Below are 23651 nucleotides of genomic sequence, written 5' to 3'. Positions count from 1 at the left end.
GAAAATGTACAGGGTGTCCGATATCGGACACCCTTCTTTTTGGCCTATTCTTTATTTTTCAGATACTTACACTTTTGGCACGGATTTAGTATTAATATAGAAGAAACTATTTTTTTGAAGACAAATAACTATAATCGTACATTGTATATAATTAAATTGTAAATAATCGTATGGATAGAGAAATTCCAAAAGAAGTGCGTAATAAAGAACGCAATAAGAAAATCATTCGTTATGGTGGTATGAGTATAGCTGGTGTAGTAGTGATCAGTGTGCTCATTTCATTGATGCGTACAGGAGTGAAAGAAAAAGATCTTGTTTTCTCAAAAGTAGATAAAGGTACGATTGAAGTCAGTGTCAGTGCTTCTGGGAAAGTGGTTCCTGCGTTCGAGGAAATTATGAACTCACCGATTAATACTCGTATTTTGGAGGTTTATAAGAAAGGTGGAGACAGTGTAGATATCGGAACTCCTATCTTGAAACTGGATTTGCAGAGTGCCGAAACCGATTATAAGAAAATGTTGGATGAAGAACAGATGCGTAGTTATAAATTGAAGCAGCTTAAGCTTGACAATATGACCAAACTGAATGACCTCCAAATGAAAATTAAAGTATCTGCCATGCAACTGAACAGGAAAAAGGTAGAGCTACGTAATGAACAATATTTGGATAGTCTCGGGTCCGGAACAACCGATAAGGTTCGCCAGGCAGAACTCAGTTATAATGTAGCTGAATTGGAGTACGAACAGTTGAAACAACAATATGCCAATGAGAAAGAAGTGTTGGAAGCGGAGTATCAGGTACAAGAGTTGGAATTCAGTATCTTTAGAAAAAGTTTGGCAGAAACAAAACGGACATTAGACGATGCGCAGGTTCGTTCTCCCCGGAAAGCTATCCTTACTTATATTAATAATCAAATCGGTGCACAAGTTCCCGAAGGTTCTCAGATTGCCGTTATCTCCGACCTGAGTCATTTCAAGGTAGAAGGCGAAATTGCCGATACTTACGGTGATCGCGTAGCTGCCGGTGGCAAGGCTATCGTGAAGATTGGTAGCGAGAAACTGGAAGGCTCGGTAAGCAGCGTGACACCGCTTTCCAAGAATGGTGTAATCTCTTTTACCGTACAACTGAATGAGGATAATAACCGCCGTCTCCGTTCTGGTTTGAAAACGGATGTGTATGTGATGAATGCCGTGAAAGAAGATGTAATGCGGATTACCAATGCTTCTTATTATGTGGGGCGTGGAGAGTATGAACTTTTTGTTCGTGACTCTGATAAAGAAATCGTGAAACGTAAAGTCCAGTTGGGTGACAGCAATTTTGAGTTTGTGGAAGTAATTAGCGGTTTACAACCTGGTGATGAAGTGGTAGTAAGTGATATGAGTAGTTATAAGAACAAGAATAAACTGAAGTTGAAATGATAAAAGTCTACTTGAAACAGGCTTGGATGCTGTTGAAGCAGAATAAACTTTTTAGTAGTCTCTACATTGCGGGTACGGGGCTTGCTATTGCCATGACTGTGATTATGGCGGTGGTATACTATGTCAAGATAGCCCCTGTCTATCCTGAGACGAACCGGATGAAGACACTTTATCTTACTACTGCCCGTTTTGAGAAGAATGTGGCAGGGAATAAAAATGTCGTTCAGTGGGCTGTGTCCTACAAAGCATTGCAAGACTGGTTTTATTCTCTTAAGAATGTCCTTTATGTATCTGCACAGTTACAATGTGATATGAGAAAAAATAGCTACATCCAGCCCGATGATCATAGTGGGGACTTTCAAGTAGATGTAAGATTGACTGATCCCGCTTTCTTTCATATCTATCAGTTTCATTTCCTTGAAGGAAAGCCTTTTACTGTAGCCGATCTGACAAGCGGGATACATACTGCTGTCATTACCGATGGACTCTCTCGTCGGATTTTTGGTACTGTGGAAGGAGTAGTGGGACGTAGGTTGAGTCTGAATTATGTGAACTATCGGGTTTGTGGTGTGGTGGAGGAGGCAAGTTATCTGACTTCTCAATCTTACTCACAATTGTATGTTCCTTACAGTGTATTTCCCGGCTATCGGGAACCCAAATACGATATGGATTATTTAGGAGCTTTCTCTGTCACTTTTATGGTGAAAGATGATGCGCAAGCCGATGATTTGAGAAAGGAAATAACCGAGATTGTCCGCAAAACGAATTTGATGTATAAAGATGAGTGGTCGGTAGAATTTTGGAACCAACCCACTTCGCATTTGGTCAGTGTTTTCCAGTCTTCTGCCGGTGAAGAGTTTGATGCAGGAGCCACCATACGTTATTTTTTGCTTGTCCTGTTGGTACTGTTGTTAGTGCCTGCACTGAACTTGAGCGGCATGATTTCCAGTCGTATGGAAGGGCGACTGGCAGAAATGGGAGTTCGTAAATCCTTTGGAGCAGGACGTGGTTCATTGCTTTCGCAAGTGATGTGGGAAAATCTGTTATTGACGCTTTTGGGGGGAATATTGGGATTGTTGTTGGCTTGGTTATTGCTCTATATAGGACGTGATTGGGTATTCACAATGCTCGACAAGTGGCCCGATATGGTACCCGAAGGTATAAATGTACATGTATCCGGTGAGATGTTGTTTGCTCCACTGGTATTCGTGCTAACCTTGGTGCTGTGCATTTTGCTGAATATGTTGTCTGCATTAATACCTGCTTGGTATTCATTACGTAAACCGATTGTACATTCGTTGAGCGAAAAGCAATAATTTGTATTATGTTGAAACTGATATTGAAAAATCTTTGGGCGCGTCGTCGTCGTAATGGTTGGTTACTTGCCGAACTGATAATAGTGGGCGTCATTAGTTGGGTTATTTTGGATCCGGTGATTGTATTGACGCATGACCGTCATATTCCTATGGGATATGATGCCGATCGTCTCTGCCTTATTTCTTTGGGTGCTTTGCAACCGCAAGCACCTGGCTATGATGAACAGGTTCAGGATTCTGTTATGATGATGAACGGCTATTTGAATATGGTGCGGCGGGTGTGCGATTTTGAAGGTGTGGAACTTACCACTCCCGTATTAGGTTTCTGTTATCCTAATTCAGAGGGTAACGGTAATAACGAACTCATTGCCGAGGGGGATACCTTGAAACATCCTGTTATGTTTATGAATTTTCTGCCTCATACAAATTTTTTCGAGACTTATGGTTTCTGTCCCGGTAAGGGGAGGAGTCTTGAACAACTTTCCGATTATGATTATACACAGAATGACATTGTACTCAGTGAGAATACGGCACAAAATATTTTTGGTACAGTGAATGTAGAGGGTAAACGTTGTGTACGGTATCATAACCAAGATACTACTTATCTGCCTGTCATCGGTACTGTAGGAACTTTTAAAGCTTATAGTGACTGGCGACCGTCGCCAGTCTATTTTAGTCCATTACTTGTTGTGGATATAGAAGATATTCCCGAATATGCTCGTATTCTGGTGCGTTTGCGCGAAGGTGTCAGTATGGAACGCTTTCTTCACGATTTTCGTCCATGGATGGTGAAGGAACTGCGTGCGGGTAATCTTTTTGCCCGTAGTATACAATCATACGACGACATTATCAGGGAAACAGAGGCGGGATCTTCCACTCCCATTTATCGGCGTAACTTGGCGATGGCAATCTTTTTTCTTGTCAATCTTTGTCTTGGAGTTATCGGAACCTTTTGGTTACAGACGCGGACGCGGTGTGAAGAAGTGGGAGTGATGCTTTCTTTCGGTGCTACTCCCGGCTATGTGATGCGCTTATTGATGGGTGAGGGAGTGGTACTGACTGTATTCGCTTCATTTATCAGTTTTCTACTTTATCTGCAATATGCCATAAAAGAAGGATTGGATGAGGGGATGAATTGGATGAGAGAAGTGAAAACGTACTGGGTGTCTGATTTTGCGTCGCATTTCGTTATCGTGTCACTCATTATTCTGCTGATATTGCTTGTAGTAGTATTGATCGGTATCTATATTCCTGCACGTAGTATTAGTCGTATAACACCTACGGATGCACTGAGGGATGAATAATTGGAAATAGAATAATAATTAAATACTTACCATTATGATTAAGTTAACTGAAATCAACAAGATTTATCGTACTAATGAGATTGAGACTGTTGCATTGGAAAATGTGAACCTTGAAGTGAATAAGGGGGAATTCCTTAGTATTATGGGACCGTCAGGTTGCGGTAAATCAACCTTGTTGAATATTATGGGGTTGCTGGATGCACCCTCAAGTGGAACCATTGAGATTGCCGGTGTTAAAGTAGATGGAATGAAGGATAAAGAACTGGCTGCTTTCCGTAATCAGAAGTTAGGATTTGTGTTTCAGTCTTTCCATTTGATTAATTCGCTGAATGTGCTGGATAATGTAGAATTACCTTTATTATATAGAAAAGTATCTGCAAAAGAACGTCGCCATTTAGCAGAAGAGGTATTACAGAAAGTGGGTTTGAGCCACCGTATGCGCCACATGCCTACACAGCTTTCCGGTGGTCAGTGCCAGCGTGTTGCCATTGCCCGTGCCATTATCGGCAATCCCGAAATAATCCTTGCCGACGAACCCACCGGTAATTTGGATTCCAAGATGGGTGCTGAAGTAATGGAACTCTTGCATCAACTGAATAAGGAAGACGGACGTACTATTGTGATGGTAACTCATAATGAAGAACAAGCCAGACAAACCAGTCGCACTGTTCGTTTCTTTGACGGACGTCAAATAGAATAATTATCTTGTATTCAAACTAAAAAACAGATTAATATGAAGACTTTATTAATAACTTTGACTTTTTTATTTGCCGCTATTGCGAACACTGTTTATGCTGCCAATGACAAGAATTCTGAGGTGAGTGAGGTTCGTAAGGTAGAAGCGTTTTCATCTATCAATATGACTTCCGTGGCAACCGTACACTTTATACAGAGTGATACTTATTCTTTAAAAATAGAAGGTAAGGAAGAATATGTGAAAAACATTTCTTCTTCTGTAAACAATGGCTGTTTGGTCATTGGATTTAAAAATAAGAAGGAGAACCGTAGCAAGAAATACGGTGTGACTATTTATTTGTCTGCTCCCGATTTGAAAAAGGTGGAATTTACCGGTGTAGGTTCTTTTAATTGTAAAACTCCGTTGAAGTTGGAGGATGTGAAGTTTGCCATAGAAGGTGTAGGAAACCTTAATGTGAAAGATTTGACATGTAAGTCGCTTACCATCACTTTGGAAGGAGTTGGCGATGCGGATATACATGTGGATTGTGACCGTTTACGTGCCAGTGTGGAAGGTGTGGGCAGTGTAAAACTGAGCGGCACTGCCGGAATAACTGATATCTCGAAAAGTGGTATTGGTAGTGTAAATACCCGCAATTTAAAAGTCGGTCAGTGACTAAAAATGCCGTCATCTTGATTGTAAATAATAAACCGTAAACTGAAGAATGATTAAACAATACTTTACCCAGGCATGGGCACAGCTTCGTCAGCAACCGTTGATCAGTGTCGTCAGTATCGCAGGTACGGCACTTGCCATCTTCCTCATTATGCTGGTAGTAATGATACAGCAAGTGCAGGTAGTCCCGTTTGCTCCAGAGAGTAACCGTGATCGTTTTTTGCACGTTAAGTGGATGAGTATTTCTAATAAAGAATGGGGAGACGCTACGAGTAATGGTCCGATGAGTGTCCGCACAGCCCAAGAGTGTTTTCAGTCATTGAAAACTCCTGAAGCAATTTCTATTTATGCATGTCAGACAGAAACTACACCGGTCAGCTTGCCGGGACAACCGTCAACAGGAGTAGATATGTTGCAAACGGATGATATATTCTGGCGGATATTTGATTTCTCTTTTATAGAAGGTAAGCCGTATGACAAAGCAACATTTGATGCTGGCATACCAGTAGCTGTTATTACAGAGAGTGTATCGCGCCATCTTTTTGGAATTACGGAGTCTGTCGGTCGTGAATTCTTGTTGAATCATGCTCCCTATCGGGTATGTGGTGTAGTGAAGGACGTTTCCACCCTTGCTACTACAGCTTATGGACAGGTATGGATCCCTTTTACTTCTACCAATTTCAAGGATGATGTGTGGAGCGATCATATGGGAATGGCCAGTTGTATTATCCTGGCTCGAGACCGAAATGATTTTCCTGCTATCCGTGAAGAAGTTGAGCGTCGACAACAGGAATATAATACGCTTATCGGTGAGCAAGGTTATGAGCTGGTTTATCGTAACCGTCCTTATGATCAGGAAAAAAATGCACTTGTAATCGGTGCTAATGTAGAGCCGGATGTGCATGCGGCACGTTGCCAACGGCTTGTTATTTTCGTTATCTTGCTTATTGTTCCGGCTATAAATCTGAGTAGCATGACTCAGAGCCGCTTGCGGCAACGTGTCAGTGAAATAGGAATAAGAAGAGCTTTCGGTAGTACACGCAGAGAGATAATGGGACAGATTGTAGCCGAAAATATGGTAGTGACTTTTTTTGCCGGTGTATTGGGATTATTGTTGAGTGTGATATTTGCTTATCTGGGTGAGTCTGTACTTTTTGCCGAAGGATTTAGCAAGGCCGTGAATGTACCTCTTATCGATACATCCATTTTGTTGCATGTTTCTACTTTTGGATGGGCATTGCTTTTCTGTTTTATATTGAATTTATTGAGTAGTGGGATGCCTGCATGGAAAGCTTCAAGAGTGGGAATAGTAGATGCTTTGGGAGGAAAACTTCAAAAATAGAATGTTAATATGTTGAAATAAGTAAGATGACAAAGAAACTTTTTACACAGATAAAGAACGAGTGGCGTAGTAATACATGGCTGGCCTTAGAGTTATTGGTCGTTAGTGTGGTGATGTGGTATATTGTTGACTACATTTATACGCAGGCAGCCACCGCTATGGAGCCGAGAGGTTTCGACATTGAGCATTGTTACCTTATCAATATGGGACGGCTTACTGATAAAAGTCCTGACTATATACCCAACCAGTCTGTCGAAGAACAACAGGAGGATATACAGGAAATGCTAGATCGTTTGAAACACCGTCCGGACGTGGAGGCTGTGAGTCTTTCGCAGAATTCCTATCCTTACAATGGGAGTAATAGTACAGCAGAGGTACAATATGATACGTTACGGTCACCCAATTGGACTATTCGATCTCTTGTGACACCAGACTTCGTCCGGGTATTCCGTTATCGAGGTACGCGTGGTGAGACTCCCGAACAGTTAGCTGTCATGTTGGAAAAAGATGACCAGTTTCTTGCTTCGGATAATCTTTTCAGAAAGTATAATGTTCCGTTGACCTCATTGGTAGGAAAACGGTTTAACCTCTTTGGGGATACGACCAATACGGTGAAGTTGGCTGCTGCCATACAGAATGTACGCTATAGTGACTATCAGCAGGCTCGTTACTCATACCGTATGCTTTATAAAATGCCTTCTACATGGATGGATTATAGTAAGGAATGGTGTGTGCGTGTGCGTGCTGATCAGGATCATGATTTTATTGAACGTCTGAAGGCTGACAGTGAAAGACTATATCGTGTGGGCAACATATTCATAGCCGAGGTTCGTTCATTTACTGAGATCCGCGATGATTTTCAACGTAGCTGGAAGAATGGATTGCGTAACTATATGACGGGTATGGGATTTTTGTTACTGAATATTTTTCTCGGTTTGCTGGGGACGTTCTGGTTTCGCACACAGCAACGCCGGTCAGAGATAGCGCTCCATAAAGCCCATGGAGCTACGGATATCAGCATTTTCAAACGTCTTTTGTGCGAAGGGTGGCTTTTGTTGGTATTAGTTACTCCACTGGCTCTGGTTATTGATTATAATCTGGCAAGCTTGGAACTGAATTCCTGGCGCAATGGTACAACTTTAGAATGGGGACGTTTATTGCTGTGCGCAGTTATCACCTTTGTTCTTATTGCTCTGATGATTACCATCGGTATTGGCATTCCTGCACGAAAAGCGATGAAGGTACAACCTGCCGAGGCTTTACATGACGAATAGACACTAATATTATTCTTATAATGATAAGACTTTACTTTCAACAAGCTTTTTACCACTTGCGTGAAAATCCGATTGTCACTTGGGTCTCCGTGATAGGTACAGCCCTTGCTATTTGCATGATTATGGTGCTTGTCATCACTTTACAGGTACGTATGGTGGATTGTGAACCGGAAGTGAACCGATCGCGTTCGCTTTATGTCTCTACAATGGCAGTGAGACAGAAAGGAACTGACAGTGGGGCTTATGGTCATATGTCTGTACAGACGGGTAAGGGATGTTTCAAGCAACTTTCTACGGCAGAAGCTGTCACACTTATATCTTTACCGGAAAAAGTACGTGTGTCGTTGCCTGCCGGAGCGAAGTTTACGGCAGATATGGTACAGACGGATGAGCAGTTTTGGTATATTTTTCGTTTCCGTTTTTTGAGTGGAAAAGGTTTTAGCAAAGCAGACAGTGATGCCGGGATACCATGTGCCGTTATTTCGGCTGTTGTGGCACGTCAATTATTCGGTACTACGGAAGTAGCAGGGCAGATATTGCAATTAAATCATGTGGATTATAGGATTTCGGGGGTTGTGGCAGATGTCTCCATGCTTGCTACTTCAGCATATGGACAAGTGTGGGTACCTTATAATTCTACAGACGCTGCCGGCTTTGCCTGGTGGGAAAATACGATGGGACAGATGAAAACCGTTATTTTGGCACACTCATCTGCCGATTTTCCGGCTATTCGTGAAGAGGCGGAACGGTTACGTCTTGCCTATAATTCCGGTTTGTCTGATGCGGAAGTTTTTTATCGTGACCAGCCTGATGCGGTGTTTGCCAATCTATATCGCAAATGGGATCATTTACCGGATGTGAAAGGAACTGTCTTGCGTTATGTGCTTGTCATTACCATTTTGTTGCTGGTACCTGCCATCAATCTTTCTTCAATGACACTCTCGCGGATGCGAAAGCGTATGAGCGAAATCGGGGTACGTAAAGCGTTCGGCGCTACGGGTGGTGAATTGGTGAGACAGGTGTTTTTTGAAAATCTGTTGCTTTCGTTGTTGGCCGGGATACTTGGATTGGCTTTGAGTTATGGTGCCACTTTCTTACTGAACGGTTTTCTTTTTGGCAATAGTGCTAATGCTTATTTAAGTGGAGATACTTCATTGACACCCGGTATGTTGCTTTCGCCATGGGCCTTTCTGGCAGCTTTTGGCTTCTGTATGCTGATGAATTTACTTTCAGCCGGTATTCCGGCATGGAGAGCTTCCAGGATGAATATAGTGGATGCAATTAATCAGAAGGGAGAATAACGTATGAAAAATATGCTGATTCAAATCAAGAATGAATGGCGTTCCAGTCTGTTTCTTTTTACGGAATTGCTGTTGGTGTTTGTAGTGTTGTGGTACATTGTAGATTGGACTTTGGTTACTTTCCGTGTTTATAATGCCCCGATGGGGTTTGACACGGAACATTGTTATAATATAACAGTCAATAAACTTACTCCCAAGTCTGTTGCCTATAATCCGGATTTGACTACAGACGATGATATGCGACATCTTGTGGAACTTGCCGAACGGTTGAGACATCGTCCCGGTGTGGAAGCTGTGGCACTTTCACAAAATTGTTTTCCTTATAATGACGGCAGTAACGGTCTCAATCTGGGACTGGATACCCTATCGGTGAATGTCCATCTTCTTTGGGTAGAGCCCGATTTCTTCAGAGTGTTCCGTTATGGGAGTTCAGATGAGGAGATGCTTACTCGTATGGCTTCTACTATACGTGATAATCGTATGGTGGTTTCTTCCAATCTTTTTGCCGGTTATCCCCGATTGCACTTGGATGATGCGGCTTCGTTGCAAGACCGTGAGCTTATGTTACTGAATTTCGGTAGCGATGAACGATGCCGTGTGGGAGCAGTCGGTGCGCCTGTACGCTGGTCGCACTTCTATACTTCTTCGGAGTGGGGTGGCTCCTATGCGGCTTTGCACCTTAGTCTTGACAGACTGAAAGAGTATGGTAATCCACGGTACATCACGCTCAGTTTACGTGTACGACCTGATGACGATACCGATTTTATGGCGAAGTTGATGGATGACGCTGACCGGCTTTATCAGGTAGGAAATCTCTACCTGCTTGATGTAACCTCTTTCAAAGATTTGCGTGAGATTTGCGAACGTGAGGATATGAATGAAGCCAAGACCCAGCTTTGTGTACTTGGTTTCTTGTTGATGAATATTTTTCTTGGCGTTATTGGTACATTTTGGTTTCGTACGCAACAGCGGCGCAAAGAGGTGGCTCTGCGTATGGCATTGGGCAGTAGTCGTAGTGCAATTTTCTCTCGCTTGATGGGTGAAGGGGTAGTATTGCTTGCCCTTGCAACACTATTGGCAATAGGCATTACCTTTAATATCGGAATTGCTGAGTTGGTGAATATTGACAAGATGCCATTCACCGTCGGCCGTTTCTTACTTGCCCTTGCAGTCACTTGGTTACTAATGGCTTTGATGATTATAGCCGGAATTTGGTATCCTGCACGGATGGCGATGAAGGTTCAACCGGCTGAGGCTTTACATGATGACTAAGAATAAAGGACATGATTAGTAAATACAAAGAAGTAGATACCACTTATCCAATGAAAAGTGACAGCATATATAAATTCTTTCGCAGATATTTTAATATGACTGTCATGTGGTATTCTACTGTCTTTTCACTGATAGATAATTGCTCGGCGATCTGTTTATAAGTCAGATACTGTTGTCGGCTCATACGGAATATTTGCTGTTGTCGTTCCGTCAGTTGAGAGAGTAATAAAGAAAGGTGCTGTTTTAAATCGGACATTTCAAGTTTATCTTCCTCTTCGTACGACTTCTCTATAGATTGTAATACTGTTACTTTCAAAAAAGCATAATTCAATTGTTTGCGGGAATGATTGAAAACCTTATTACGGGTAATAATAAACAGAAACCCTTCGAAAGATTGTTCCTCATCTACTAAGTGTCTTGCCTCCCAGAGTTTAATGAAAACTTCCTGCACAACTTCTGCCACATCTTCAGGGGAAGTAATGTAGAGGCTGGAAAAATGATATACTTTTTCCCAGTATAGTTTATATATTACCGAGAAGGCTTCCTCATTACCTTCCTTGAATTTTCTTATTAATTCTTTGTGCGTCATTTTAACCTTTGATGTGCGAAGTTAGTTAATATTTTTATTATTGAAATAAAAAAAAGAAAAAGAATTTTAAGAAAAAAGTAATGGCTCTGTTTAGGGTGTGGACTTTGGGAAGTGTATTTATAGTATATAGGTAAAATATATCCAATGAAAGAAAGACAGAAAAATACCAAACTGATAAAAAGTTTATTTAAAAATGAGCTTAGGAGGGAAGACCTCGAACACTTGACCGAGATTGATATCGTAAAAGAGAGAATGAAAGAACAGTGGGAAGAAGGTACAGAAAACATAGATCCTAAAATAGGAGAACAAATATGGGCAAACATACTGAAGAGATATAAGATAGGAAGGCAAAGAAGGCTTATACTTCGGATGCGCCGACCGTTGATTGCTGCCTGTATCAGTTTGTTTTTGGTTATTAGTGGCTATTTTGTACTGAAAGGAACTCAGGCTTTAGAGAAAACGGAGTTTATGGAAGTAGTGGCAAAAAATAGTATGCTCTATATATTACCTGATAGCTCAAAAGTATGGATGCGTCCGCAGAGTTCCATTCGTTTTGCTAAAAATTTTGTGAAAGACAGAAATGTTTGGTTAAAGGGAAGTTCTTTGTTTGAAGTACGTAAGCGTTTGGGAAGTAAATTTCATGTATATATAGACAAAGCATTTATAGAGGTAAAAGGAACACGTTTTTTAGTTGAAAAACAAGAAAATGGAAAAAATGAAATAACCCTTTTCAATGGTAGTATAACCTTTAAGGTGGAACCCACAGGAAAACAGGTTGAAATGCAACCTTTACAGCAGGTGCTGTACAATTCACTGAATAGTGAAATACAAACCCGAAAGATAGAGAATATAGAATGGAAGGATGGAAAATTCAAGTTTAATGCCATGCCTTTAAATCAATTATTACATGTTATTGGCCAGATATACAATGTGCAGATTGTATTTGAGGGTAGAGATATAAATCCGTCATTTAGTGGTACAATTCGTCAGGATGAGTCATTGAGGAATGTGATTGATAAAATTTGTTTCATAATGAATCTCCATGAAACAAGGGATAATGACAAAATTATAATAAGCAACTAAAATAGTTTTAAAGTAAATCTTATGTCTAATATTAATTAAGTAAAACATGAAAAAAAGAGATTTTTTTTATTGGCGATATCTTAGGATTATCGCGGTGCTTTTGTTCTTATATCCGATTTCGGTTCTGGCTGCACAGAGCAATATTTCGGTGAAAGGACAATATTCTTTAAAAGAAGCTATCCGGTTCATAGAGAAAAACAGTGAATATACTTTCTTTTATAAGGATAGTGATTTAAAAGATAATTCCAAAAGAAACATCAATTTCAGTGGCACGGTCGACAAATTATTGGAACAGTTGCTTGCAGGCACTGATGTTGATTATGTGATTAAAGATAAGGATGTTATTTTCAAAGTATCAAAATCTGAAAGTATTGAACAGCAGCCCAAGAAGCGTGTAATAACAGGTATCATTATGGATGGGGATCTGAAAGAGCCTATCATTGGTGCCAGTGTATGGTTAAAAAACAGTTCTTCCGGTGCTATTACTGATTTGAATGGAAGGTATACTCTTACTGTAGAAGGCATTGGTGGCGTCATTGAATTTTCATATATCGGTATGAAGAAACAGGAAGTGGCTATCGGCAATGATAATGTAATTAATGTTACCCTGTATTCGGATACAAAAGCATTGGAAGAAGTAGTTGTAGTAGGTTACGGACATCAGAAGAAAGAGAGTGTGGTAGGTGCTATCTCTTCAATGGATGTAAGCGGGCTGAATATTCCGGGGGCTAATATATCCAATGTGTTGGCTGGGCAATTGGCTGGTGTCGTTTCTATGCAGGCGTCCGGTGAACCGGGTAAGAATGGTGCTTCCGATTTCTACATTCGTGGTATTGCTTCTTTCAAAGGAAATTCTACTCCTTTGGTTTTGGTAGATGGTATCGAACGTGAACTGGATTTAGTTGACGTAGATGATATTGCTACTTTTTCTATTTTGAAAGATGCTTCTGCATCGGCTGTTTATGGTGTGCGCGGAGCCAATGGTGTTATCCTGATTACGACAAAGAAAGGTACCGAAGGCAAGCCGCGTATTAATGTACGTGCAGAGATGGGATTTAAAACTCCTACCCGTATGCCCGAAATGGTAAACTCAATGCAATGGGCCGAGATGTATAATGAAGCCAAAGGGTTGACCGGTAATGGTGACGGAGGATACTCCCAAGAAGATATTCAGAAATATAGAGATGGTTCCGATTCGGATCTTTATCCGAATGTGAATTGGTTGGATCAAATGTATAAAAATTTGGCTTCAAGCGAACGTGTCACCTTGAACCTTTCTGGTGGTGGCGATATTTGTAAATACTATATATCAGGTGGTTTCTATAATGAAGGTTCTATTTTTAGAAATGCCGGTAATGTTTACGATTACAATTCTTCCATCCATTATACGAAATTTAATTTCCGTGCCAATATGGATTTTGCGGTAACCCCGACTACCACATTTAACGTGAACTTGGCTAATATTTATGAAAGTTCATGGGGACCAGGAGCAAAAGTAGACGATATATGGGCAACAGCATTCAATGCGTCTCCGAATGCCTATCCTGCACAATATTCTGACGGTACTCTTTCTGCACCAAGTGCTGCAAGTGGAGATAATCCGTGGAATTCGCTTGTACACTCCGGTTATCGTGAGCAAAATTGGAACTCTGCACAATCATTGGTTGGAATTACTCAAAAATTAGATATGATTACTCCGGGATTGACAGCCAATATCAAGTTCTCATGGGATGCCTCCAATAATACATTACAGGTACGTTCAAAGACTGCTCCACAGTATCATGCGACAGGGCGGGATGAAAATGGTAATTTACTTTATAAAACTATTTATGAAGGTTCCAATAACTTGTCATATGAAAAACCGGTAACTGTTTCCAAAATGACCACATATATGGAAGGTTCTCTTAACTATACTCGTTTGTTTGCAGAAAAGCATCGTATTGGTGCATTGTTCCTGTACAACCATAAAATATATAAACTGTTGACTGCGGAAAATCAAAAAAAGTCCTTGCCATACAAAAGCCAGGGAATTGCAGGACGTTTGACCTATGCCTATAAGGATACATATTTTGCAGAATTCAATATGGGATATACCGGTTCAGAGAATTTCGCCCGTGGGCATCGTTTCGGTTTCTTCCCGGCTTATGCATTAGGCTGGATGATTTCTAATGAAAAATGGTTTGAGCCGTTGACTAAAGTGGTAAATGACTTGAAAGTAAAAGCATCTTATGGTAAAGTAGGTAATGATGATATCGGAACATTAAGAAGATGGGCGTATGAGTCGACAATTAATACATTGGCGGTTGCCAATGTATGGGCTTATGGAGAGACTGGCAATCAGAAACCTACAGCCTATCGGGTAGGTGAAATTGAAAACACAAATGTATCTTGGGAAGAAGCTACGAAAGTAAATATAGGAGTTGAGGCTCGTTTGTTTGATAAATTGAGACTTCAGGTAGACTATTTCTATGAACAACGTGATGGTATTTTCCTTCAACGTGCAGGATTGCCTGCGCTTGTAGGTCTTTCTACTCTTCCGTATGTAAATGTCGGTAAGGCCAAAGTATCCGGCATTGACGGCACCCTTGAATATCAACAACAAGTGGGTAAAGTCTTGTTGACAGGTCGTGGAAACTTTACTTTTTCACGCAATCAGATGTTGAACAATGATGAACCGGATTGGGAATATAAATATCAAAATTCTATTGGTAAACCGTTTGGACGTAATGGTGCCGTACAGCGTAAAGGGTATATCGCTTTAGGTTATTTCGAGAGCCAGGCAGAAATAGACAACAGCCCGAAACAATCATTTGGAGAATATAGAGTAGGTGATATTAAATATCAGGATATAAATGGAGATGGCGTCATTAATTCTTATGACCAGATAGCCATCGGTTATACCGATCTGCCTGAAATTACTTATGGATTTGGTTTGACCGCTAAGTGGAAAGATTTTGATGCAAGCGTATTTTTCCAGGGCGTAGCACATTCTTCCATCTATTTAAATAGTAATCCTTTGCATCCTTTCGCTAGTGATAATATGGATCGTTCCGCTTTTTATGAGGATATTTATAAATACTCATGGAAAACAACCAATACAGCCGAGCAAAATGCCTTGGCAAAATATCCCCGGGTAGCTTATGGTTCAGAAGCCGGTAGCTCTAATAATAACCAGTCATCTACATTGTGGTTACGCGATCGTGATTTTCTTCGTCTGAAAAATGCGGAAATCGGTTATACATTACCGAAAACATTGTTGAATAAAACTTTTATCAAGTCTTTCAGACTTTATGTTGCCGGTACAAACTTACTTACGTTCAGTAAGTTTAAACTATGGGATCCTGAATTGTTGGATACTACAAACGGAGCAAAGTATCCTAATAATATGACTGTGACTATCGGTATAAATGCTAATTTCTAATTAATAATACGAAATCAATATGAAACTATCAATAGTAAAATATATATTGTTACTTTGTGGAGTAATTCCATTGTTAACTGCATGTGAGAGTTTTCTGGATAAGCAGGAAACGGAAGATATGACTTTCGAACAAATTTGGCAAAAAAGGGCATACGTGCGTGGATATTTTCACGGTGTAATGAGTTTTCTGCCAAATGATTTGACCGGTTATGTGAATACCCCTCAGAGTACTGCGACAGATGAGTTGATTAACGCGGCCAGTGTAGGGGCTGAATCTATAAATACCGGTGCTTGGAATGCATCAAATATACCTTCGGGTAACTTAAATCTTTATAATGGAATACGTGAATGTAATATTTTCATGCAGAATGTTCAGAATTGTACAGATCCTACCGTAACGCAGGAAGAAAAAGATAATTGGTACTGGTATGTACGTTGGGCACGGGCCTACTATTATTTTCTTATGATGCGCAATTATGGACCGGTATTCCTTGTAGGAGACGAACTCTTGCCTTATGATGCAACCACAGAATCTTTATATCGTCCACGTAACACCTGGCAACAATGCGTTGATTATGTTACAGCCGAGATGACCAAATGTGCTGAATATTTTAAGTCACAAGGTAAAGAGAGTTGGAATGCAGGTGAAGAATACGGCTTGCCTACGGCGGGTGCTGCTTTAGCTGTAATTTCAAGGTTGAAACTTTATTCTGCCCGCGATTTATTTAATGGTAATACCTTGTATAGTGCGGTAAAGAATCCTATGACTGCAGAATTTCCGGATCTTTCAGGACAAGAACTTTTTCCACAAACATATGATAATGCAAAATGGCAAGAAGCTGTGTTGTCGGCTCAAGCTGTAATTGATCTGGGTAAATATACATTATACAGGGAGGGCGACGGTACAAATGCGTACGCCAATTACTTAGGTATTACCGAAAAAAATTGGAATAGTGAACTTATCTGGTCTACGGGTTATGCAAACCGGAATATCATTGCCAGAAGAACCACTCCGACTGGTGTAAAAACAAAAATGGGAGGTAATGGTGAAGCTTATGGTGCTTTGGGACCTTCACAGCAACAAGTAGATGCTTATGCGATGAAGGATGGCAGATATCCGATTACGGGATATGAGGCTGACGGGACTCCTGTTGTTGATCAGGCTTCCAAATATTCGGAAGATGGTGAGACGTTATTTGAAAATCCTTATCTTGCTTATCTGGGGAAAGGTCAGGCAGATCAGGCTCAATATACTACTCGTAAATGCCGTAATATGTTTGTAGGGCGTGAACCACGTTTTTATATAGCCGTATATTGGAGTGATAGTTATTGGAGATGTGGACCGAATAAAGATAATTATGTACTATGCAGTCTGGCAAATGGTGGTAATTCGAATACTTCCCACGACCATTCAAGAGGTGGATACCTGATAAATCGTTTTGTTAATCACAAAGCAAATTTTGTGAATAATCAACCTGGGAATATGGTATTTCCAACTTTCCGTTTGGGAGAAATTTATCTGAATTATATTGAAGCAGCCTTGGAGTGGGAAAACAGGACAGGAGATGCGCAGTATCGTACCAATGCAATGAAATATTGGGATGATTTGCGTGACCGTTCTGGATTGAAACCGATAACAGAGGTTTATCCGAATGTTACTACTGCTGAATTGATTGAGTTATGTCGTAAGGAACGTAGGGTAGAGCTTGCTTTTGAGAACCATCGTTATTTTGATACACGTACATGGATGATTGCTACAAGTACCGATAATGGCCCAATCTATGGTATGAACATTGAAGCGAAAGCAACCTCAAGCGACGATACTCCGAGTGCTTTTTGGCGTAGAACAGTTGTTCAAAATCGGGTATTCAGAGCTAACCACTATTTGTATCCATTTAGCCAGAGGGAACTGGATCGTAACAAATTGCTGACGCAGAATTACGGTTGGAAATAAGCTATTGTATTATTAATCTAATTAGAATTAAATTGATATGAAGACAAAAATATATACACTTTCACTTTTGGGCTGTTTGCTGTTGACTATGGGAGCCTGTCTGAGTGATGGAAAAGAAGACTATTTGGATGAATATACATCATTTCTTTGCATCTTGAATAGTAACGAACAAGACGTGACATTCTATAATACTGGTGAACCCGCTACTTATGACATTACTATTGACAAGGGAGGATACAATTTGAATATGGCAGCTTCGGCTGTACTGAAGGTCTTGAGCGATTTTGATGTCAAAGCTTATAATGATGAAAATAAGACTGATTTCAAGCAACTGCCTGCCGAGTGTTATGAATTGCCCGCTGATATGTCTGTTTCTTTTGGAGAAAAAGATTTGTATCAAGTCAAAACAGTTACTTTCCATCCTGAGGAGTTTTCCGGATTGAGTGCAGATGGTTCTACCTATGTATTGATGATGGAACTTGCCGAAGGTACTTCGCCTATTAATGCTAAGAATAAATATATTATTGTGAAACCTACGGTGTATCAACCGGAGTTGTCACTTGCAGAAAACGGATTTAAACTACCTTTTGCAATCACTCAGGGGGTAACGGAGTATACTTATGAACTTCCCGTAACTTTAAGTACGCCATTAACGGAGGATATAACATGTGCAGTGACCGTAAAAAAATCGCTGTTGGATGATTATAATTTGGAGAATGGAGTAGATTATAAACTGATGACTATCGGTTATACCATAGGTACGCTTACCATTACAAAGGGTAATACAACCGCTAACTTGACAGTGAAAGTTGATATCACCAACTTGGAAGGAGATTTTGCACTTCCATTGGAAATAACTTCAAAATATCCTTTCTACGGTGACAATACGATTATAATCGGATTGAAGAACTCGATACCGAAAATAACGCTTACACCGAATATGTTTAGTTTAACCGGAACTACTATGGCTGAAGGTACTTTTGCAGATTGGTTTGATGGAAAATTAAATACTTATGCACAGGTTGCATACGGAGGTGCGGCTAAGCCATTCCCGCATATGCTGGATATCCATTTAGCTGCTGCTATTTCCAAACTGAAAATAAGGTATGCAACAAGAAATACTAATCAGCATCCGTCAGAGTTCATTATTTATGTGAGCAATGATGGGGCAAGTTGGACCCAAATTAAGAAGTTTACTTCAGCAGATGGCCTTCCTACTACCACTACTACTTACTATGAGGGTTGTCCGGTGATGGATTTGGGTAATTCTTATACTTATGTTCGTTTTGAGGTTCATAAATCTACTAATCCTAATGGTGTTAAAACGTGGGCTCTTTCTGAGTTCGAATTATATGGAAAATAACCGCATTCTCTTCTAACCTTGATTAAAAACGTTCAGAGGGCTGACAAACAGGTAATGTAATGGTAAATTAGATTCCTTTTGATCAGCCCTCTTTTAATACTGAGAGTATGAAAAAAAGCTTTGTATATTTATTTATATCCTTATTGCTATTTTCATTATCGTCCTGTAAAGACGATGATGATTCAATTCCCGTATTGGAATTGAGTTCGAAAAACGCTGATTTTTATAAAGAGGCGAATTCTGTTGTTATTGATGTAAAATCACTTCCTGTAGACTGGACGGTTTCGGTAGATGAGAATGGCGCTGAATGGTGTGATGCCCAACCTGTTAATTCTGGCACGGGAGTAAGGATTAACGTGACGGATAGTCCGGATAAGACAGTCCGTAGTACCAATGTTACCATAAACAATGGTAAGTTGAGTGAGAAAATATTGGTACGTCAGTTAGGTACCGATGCCGATATATTAGTATCACCCACCTCTTTTACTTTAAGTGCGGCAGGAGGTCAACTTGATTTTGTAGTGACGACCAATTTAACGGAAAATGACTTGGAAATTACGTATCCGGATTGGATGAAGAAAATACCTGCTACACGTACTACTACGATTGAAGTCTCCTATAAGTTTTCCGTGAATGCCAATAGTGGAAGCAGTTCACGTACTGACAAGGTGGTGGTAAAAGACAAAAAGTCCAATGCTTCAGCCGAAGTTGTGATTGTGCAGAATGGATTGGATAATTACACCGCCGGCGATGCAGAGGGAATAGTAGATGATGTTCAGTTGAAAGTAATAAAGGGCGAAGCGTCCACTTATCATGCCGGAGAGAATATAGATAATACTTTTGATGGAGATATGGCTACCATCTATCACTCTAATTACCCTTTTGCCACAGGCGTTACAAGCCATTATCCCGTAACGTTGACCTGGTATTTTGAAGATCATACGGAAACTCTTGACTACTTCACTTATTATCCGCGTACCAGTGGAACAAATGGGCATTTTGGCGAGGTTGAGGTTCAGATATCCACTGAAGAACATCCTGTTTTTGTGAGTGTCACAGGTAACAAGAATTTTGATTTCGGTTCGAAAGGTGTCACGGCTTCTTTCTCATTTAACAATACAATACAGAAACCCAAAGCAGTCCGTTTGATTGTAAAATCCGGAGTAGGAGGACATGCTTCTTGTGCCGAGATGCAGTTCTTTGCTAAAAATCCGCAAGGGTTTGATCCGTTGACATTGTTTACTGATGCTACTTGTTCCGAATTAAAAGATGGTATTGGAGAAGCGGAGATTGAAGCGTGCGAATATCCGTTGTTCAAGAATATAGCCTATTACATGTTGAAAGGTAAATATCCGGCTGATTTCCGTATTGCTGCTTATAAGCCATACCAGCATCCGGATGTACAGGCAGCTCTTAATAAGACCAGTACCTATAGTTTACTGGATAATCCTACTGGTATTTTTGCCAAGAAAGGCGAGGCGTTGATTGTATTGGTGGGCGATACCCACGAACAGAATATCGGTTTGCGTATACAGGATATGGATACTAACAAGGACGGCTTCAACAGCAGTGTTTCTTATGCTTTGAAAACAGGTGTAAACAAGATTGTTCCGGAGAAGAAAGGTTTGATATACCTGATGTATCATGTCAATGACAATCCGGCAAATTATCCGGAGATAAAGATACATTTTGCATCCGGTAGTGTCAATGGATATTTTGATGTGGCGAAGCATACTCGTGAACAGTGGGCGACACTACTCAACGGAGCCGTGGATAAGTATTTCGATGTAATAGGAAAATACGCACATCTCACTTTCCCTGTTGCCAATCTGAAGAATGCTTCCAATGGGAAAGACTTGATTGATCTTTTTGATGATATCGTATATCAGGAACAATTGTTTCTGGGATTGAGAAAATATAATAATGATGGCGGTGCCGGTACTGAAACCGATAATCGTATGTTTAAAAACCGTATGTATTTTAATGTGATGTACGGTGAAGGCGATTATATGTATTCAACCGCTTACCATACTGCTTATCATCTGTCTACAATGAGCAGGCTGTGTAGTGTGGACGAGATGAAGACCAATAATTGGGGACCTGCCCATGAAGTGGGGCATAGTAACCAGACACGTCCGGGATTGAAATGGTTCGGAACGGTAGAAGTAACGAATAATATTTGTGCGATGCACATTCAGAAGCTTTATAAGATTGCTTCACGATTGGCAACTACGGCTCCTGCGGCTTCGAAAGGCAGTTTTAATAATTATTATGAGCATGCAATGACACTTGCTCTTTGCAACAGCGATATTTTCCATGCAAAATTGGAAGATGTATTCGATAAATTAGTACCTTTCTGGCAGTTAGAACTATATATGGACTATGCATTGGGTAAATCCGATTTTTACAAAGATGTATACGAATATATACGTGTCAATCCGGATTTGAAGACGGATGGTGAACGGCAGATAGAATTTGCCTATATCTGTAGCAAGGTGTCAGGACTGAACTTGACGGACTTCTTTATCAAATGGGGATTTTTGAAAAAAGGGTTGTTTGAGGGTAGCGATACCTATAATAAAGGTAAGGTCGAAGTGACTCAATCTCAGGTAGACGCCCTGATAGAACGAATTTCCCAGTTGGGATATACCGCTCCGCAGCATAAATTAGAATATATAACGGATAATAATCTGGAAATGTATAAGACAAGTGCGTCGGTCATTGCGGGAACGGCTGCCTATTCCGGTTCCAAACTGACAATGACCGGTTGGAAAAATGTAGTGGCATTCGAGGTTTATGACAACAGTAGTAAACTGATATTTGTATCGCCGGAGACATCATTTACCGTAAACGCTACATTGCCCCAGGGCTTCAAAGTTTATGCCGTTGCTGCAAATGGAACTAAAACACAGGTATCATTCAAATGATGGACAGGCAATCTTATGTCTAACTTTAAATAAATAAAATATGAGAGATTTTAATTTTGCATTTTGTGCGTTGGCAGGTCTTTCTTCATTACCTGCTACTATGCTGGCCGGACAGTTGCAACCGGAGAAAAAAGCAGCTGACAGGCAGGCACGGCCGAATATCATTCTGATTGTGGCGGACGATCTGGGATACGGTGACTTGAGTTGTTACGGCGCCCATCGTATCTCTACACCGGGTATGGATCGTATAGCCAATGAAGGTATCCGTTTCACACAAGGTTTCTGTACGGCGGCTACTTCTACCCCCAGTCGCTATTCGGTGATGACAGGGCTTTATCCCTGGACTAATGTAGATGCGAAAATTCTTCCTGGTAATGCTGCCTTGATTATCGATACGAAGAAAATAACTTTGCCCAAGTTGATGAAACAAGCCGGATATGCTACCGGTTCTGTAGGAAAATGGCATATAGGTCTGGGCGACGGTAAAGTGGATTGGAATAAAGATGTTTGTCCCGGAGCTGCCGAGATAGGGTATGACTATTCATTTATTCAAGCGGCTACTAATGACCGTGTTCCATGTGTGTTTTTGGAGAATGGGCGTGTTGTTGGTTTGGATCCCGGTGATCCGCTGTATGTAGATTATCGTAAAAACTTTCCGGGAGAACCTACCGGTAAAGACAATCCTGAATTATTACGGATGCACCCGAGTGTGGGACATGCCGGTTCCATCGTAAACGGTGTGCCGCGTATCGGTTTTCAAAAAGGAGGTAAGGCTGCGCAATGGAAAGATGAAGAAATGGCCGAATTGTTCTTGAATAAGGCAAAGCAATTTGTGGATGATCATAAAGATGCTCCTTTCTTCTTGTATTACGGATTGCACCAGCCGCACGTACCCCGTGTGCCGAACGAACGTTTTGCCGGTAAGTCGGGGATGGGACCGCGTGGAGACGTTATTTTGGAAGCAGATTGGTGTGTATCCGAGTTTTTGAAGGAATTGGACAAACAGGGACTGGCTGAAAATACAATAGTCATATTTACCAGTGATAATGGGCCGGTACTTGATGACGGATATAAGGATGATGCAGTGAAGTTGGTGGGTGATCATAAGATAGCAGGTCCTCTTCGTGGAGGGAAAACGAGCATGTTTGACGGTGGTACACGTATTCCTTTCATGCTTCGTTGGCCTGCAGCGGTGAAACCTCAAGTATCCGATGTTTTTGTATGCCAGATGGATATGCTTGCTTCTTTCGCGTCTTTACTGGGACAGACTTATCCTGAAAAGTTGGACAGCGAGAATACGATGGATGCTTTCTTGGGAAAAAGTAAGCAGGGACGCAAAGAGCTGGTTATCGAAGGCATGTTCAATTATGCATTCCGCCAAGGAGACTGGGCTTTGATCCCTCCTTACTACAATCCTTATAGTAAAGAAGATGGAGAATATATCGGCCTTGGCTATGGATATAAGTTGTATAATTTGAAGAAGGATATCGGGCAACAAGAAAATGTAGCTTATAAATATCCGAAGCTGATGGGCGAAATGATCAATCGTTTTGAATATTTGAAGTCTACGACGAATAAAGTGACACGATATTAATTATTTTCTTAATGCGGTTTTTGCAGGATAATACGGGTTGTTTCGATAATGAAACGTATTATAAGGCAGAAACCGCATTTTTTTGTTTTTTTACCCTGATAATCCGTTTTTTTAATGCTTATCCATACCAAAAATGTCAAGA

General features: G+C 40.7%; 16 protein-coding genes. 15 read left to right on the top strand and 1 reads right to left on the bottom strand.

All coding sequences use genetic code 11. The features are described from left to right. Window positions 1-170 precede the first annotated feature (170 nt). From DXC10_RS13870 to DXC10_RS13830, 9 genes are read left to right on the top strand one after another with little or no spacing between them, the layout of a single operon-like run. A complete protein-coding gene (locus DXC10_RS13870; RefSeq protein WP_101545762.1) occupies window positions 171-1418 on the top strand; it encodes an efflux RND transporter periplasmic adaptor subunit in 1248 nt (415 codons plus the stop codon). Then, the gene (locus DXC10_RS13865) at window positions 1415-2734 is read left to right on the top strand and encodes an ABC transporter permease (protein WP_117738104.1); all 1320 of its coding nucleotides are present in this window, start codon (window positions 1415-1417) and stop codon (window positions 2732-2734) included. The genes DXC10_RS13870 and DXC10_RS13865 overlap by 4 nt, the downstream gene beginning before the upstream one ends. 8 nt (window positions 2735-2742) lie before the next feature. After that, entirely contained in the window at window positions 2743-4038 is a 1296-nt protein-coding gene (locus DXC10_RS13860; protein ID WP_101545756.1) for an ABC transporter permease, read from the top strand. A gap of 34 nt (window positions 4039-4072) precedes the next feature. After that, the gene (locus DXC10_RS13855) at window positions 4073-4738 is read left to right on the top strand and encodes an ABC transporter ATP-binding protein (protein ID WP_101545753.1); all 666 of its coding nucleotides are present in this window, start codon (window positions 4073-4075) and stop codon (window positions 4736-4738) included. A gap of 33 nt (window positions 4739-4771) precedes the next feature. Beyond that, entirely contained in the window at window positions 4772-5389 is a 618-nt protein-coding gene (locus DXC10_RS13850) for a GIN domain-containing protein (protein WP_101545750.1), read from the top strand. Window positions 5390-5438: 49 nt separating this feature from the next. Continuing rightward, the gene (locus DXC10_RS13845) at window positions 5439-6731 is read left to right on the top strand and encodes an ABC transporter permease (protein ID WP_101545746.1); all 1293 of its coding nucleotides are present in this window, start codon (window positions 5439-5441) and stop codon (window positions 6729-6731) included. Window positions 6732-6757: 26 nt separating this feature from the next. Continuing rightward, on the top strand, window positions 6758-8005 hold the full coding sequence (locus DXC10_RS13840) for an ABC transporter permease (RefSeq protein ID WP_117738103.1): 1248 nt from the start codon (window positions 6758-6760) through the stop codon (window positions 8003-8005). Between the two features lie 20 nt (window positions 8006-8025). Then, entirely contained in the window at window positions 8026-9306 is a 1281-nt protein-coding gene (locus DXC10_RS13835; protein ID WP_101545741.1) for an ABC transporter permease, read from the top strand. A gap of 3 nt (window positions 9307-9309) precedes the next feature. Beyond that, window positions 9310-10578 (top strand): ABC transporter permease, encoded by a 1269-nt coding sequence (locus DXC10_RS13830; protein WP_101545738.1) that lies wholly within the window; start codon window positions 9310-9312, stop codon window positions 10576-10578. A gap of 43 nt (window positions 10579-10621) precedes the next feature. Here DXC10_RS13830 and DXC10_RS13825 read toward each other — a convergent pair whose 3' ends face one another. Next, window positions 10622-11167: an RNA polymerase sigma-70 factor gene (locus DXC10_RS13825; RefSeq protein WP_101545734.1), complete on the bottom strand. Its 546-nt coding sequence runs from the start codon at window positions 11165-11167 to the stop codon at window positions 10622-10624. 144 nt (window positions 11168-11311) lie between these two features. Here DXC10_RS13825 and DXC10_RS13820 point away from each other — a divergent pair, with 144 nt between their 5' ends. From DXC10_RS13820 to DXC10_RS13795, 6 genes are all read left to right on the top strand, one after another. Beyond that, window positions 11312-12250 (top strand): FecR family protein, encoded by a 939-nt coding sequence (locus tag DXC10_RS13820; RefSeq protein WP_101545732.1) that lies wholly within the window; start codon window positions 11312-11314, stop codon window positions 12248-12250. Between the two features lie 46 nt (window positions 12251-12296). Next, window positions 12297-15671 carry a TonB-dependent receptor gene (locus DXC10_RS13815; RefSeq protein WP_117738102.1) on the top strand — a complete coding sequence of 1125 codons (3375 nt, stop codon included), beginning with the start codon at window positions 12297-12299 and terminating at the stop codon, window positions 15669-15671. Between the two features lie 19 nt (window positions 15672-15690). Next, window positions 15691-17625 (top strand): RagB/SusD family nutrient uptake outer membrane protein, encoded by a 1935-nt coding sequence (locus tag DXC10_RS13810; RefSeq protein ID WP_117738101.1) that lies wholly within the window; start codon window positions 15691-15693, stop codon window positions 17623-17625. Between the two features lie 37 nt (window positions 17626-17662). Further along, window positions 17663-18988 (top strand): BT_3987 domain-containing protein, encoded by a 1326-nt coding sequence (locus tag DXC10_RS13805; protein ID WP_117738100.1) that lies wholly within the window; start codon window positions 17663-17665, stop codon window positions 18986-18988. A 107-nt stretch (window positions 18989-19095) separates the two neighbouring features. Then, entirely contained in the window at window positions 19096-21915 is a 2820-nt protein-coding gene (locus tag DXC10_RS13800) for a M60 family metallopeptidase (RefSeq protein WP_117738099.1), read from the top strand. 40 nt (window positions 21916-21955) lie between these two features. Next, window positions 21956-23509, top strand: a complete 1554-nt coding sequence (locus tag DXC10_RS13795) for a sulfatase-like hydrolase/transferase (RefSeq protein ID WP_101545714.1) — start codon at window positions 21956-21958, stop codon at window positions 23507-23509. The last annotated feature ends 142 nt before the right edge of the window (window positions 23510-23651 follow it).

This window comes from Bacteroides sp. OM08-11 (assembly GCF_003438665.1).
GTDB classification, from domain to species: domain Bacteria; phylum Bacteroidota; class Bacteroidia; order Bacteroidales; family Bacteroidaceae; genus Bacteroides; species Bacteroides cutis.
The sequence above is the reverse complement of the archived record's forward strand: the minus strand, read 5'-3'. Positions and strand labels throughout refer to the sequence as shown.

Bases quoted from the DNA above. Each gene is read 5' to 3' on its own strand.
- DXC10_RS13840 (WP_117738103.1), top strand. From the start codon at position 6,758: ATGACAAAGAAACTTTTTACACAGATAAAGAACGAGTGGCGTAGTAAT.
- DXC10_RS13795 (WP_101545714.1), top strand. From the start codon at position 21,956: ATGAGAGATTTTAATTTTGCATTTTGTGCGTTGGCAGGTCTTTCTTCA.
- DXC10_RS13830 (WP_101545738.1), top strand. From the start codon at position 9,310: ATGAAAAATATGCTGATTCAAATCAAGAATGAATGGCGTTCCAGTCTG.
- DXC10_RS13870 (WP_101545762.1), top strand. From the start codon at position 171: ATGGATAGAGAAATTCCAAAAGAAGTGCGTAATAAAGAACGCAATAAG.
- DXC10_RS13855 (WP_101545753.1), top strand. From the start codon at position 4,073: ATGATTAAGTTAACTGAAATCAACAAGATTTATCGTACTAATGAGATT.
- DXC10_RS13865 (WP_117738104.1), top strand. From the start codon at position 1,415: ATGATAAAAGTCTACTTGAAACAGGCTTGGATGCTGTTGAAGCAGAAT.
- DXC10_RS13800 (WP_117738099.1), top strand. From the start codon at position 19,096: ATGAAAAAAAGCTTTGTATATTTATTTATATCCTTATTGCTATTTTCA.
- DXC10_RS13820 (WP_101545732.1), top strand. From the start codon at position 11,312: ATGAAAGAAAGACAGAAAAATACCAAACTGATAAAAAGTTTATTTAAA.
- DXC10_RS13825 (WP_101545734.1), bottom strand. From the start codon at position 11,167: ATGACGCACAAAGAATTAATAAGAAAATTCAAGGAAGGTAATGAGGAA.
- DXC10_RS13835 (WP_101545741.1), top strand. From the start codon at position 8,026: ATGATAAGACTTTACTTTCAACAAGCTTTTTACCACTTGCGTGAAAAT.
- DXC10_RS13845 (WP_101545746.1), top strand. From the start codon at position 5,439: ATGATTAAACAATACTTTACCCAGGCATGGGCACAGCTTCGTCAGCAA.
- DXC10_RS13860 (WP_101545756.1), top strand. From the start codon at position 2,743: ATGTTGAAACTGATATTGAAAAATCTTTGGGCGCGTCGTCGTCGTAAT.
- DXC10_RS13815 (WP_117738102.1), top strand. From the start codon at position 12,297: ATGAAAAAAAGAGATTTTTTTTATTGGCGATATCTTAGGATTATCGCG.
- DXC10_RS13805 (WP_117738100.1), top strand. From the start codon at position 17,663: ATGAAGACAAAAATATATACACTTTCACTTTTGGGCTGTTTGCTGTTG.
- DXC10_RS13850 (WP_101545750.1), top strand. From the start codon at position 4,772: ATGAAGACTTTATTAATAACTTTGACTTTTTTATTTGCCGCTATTGCG.
- DXC10_RS13810 (WP_117738101.1), top strand. From the start codon at position 15,691: ATGAAACTATCAATAGTAAAATATATATTGTTACTTTGTGGAGTAATT.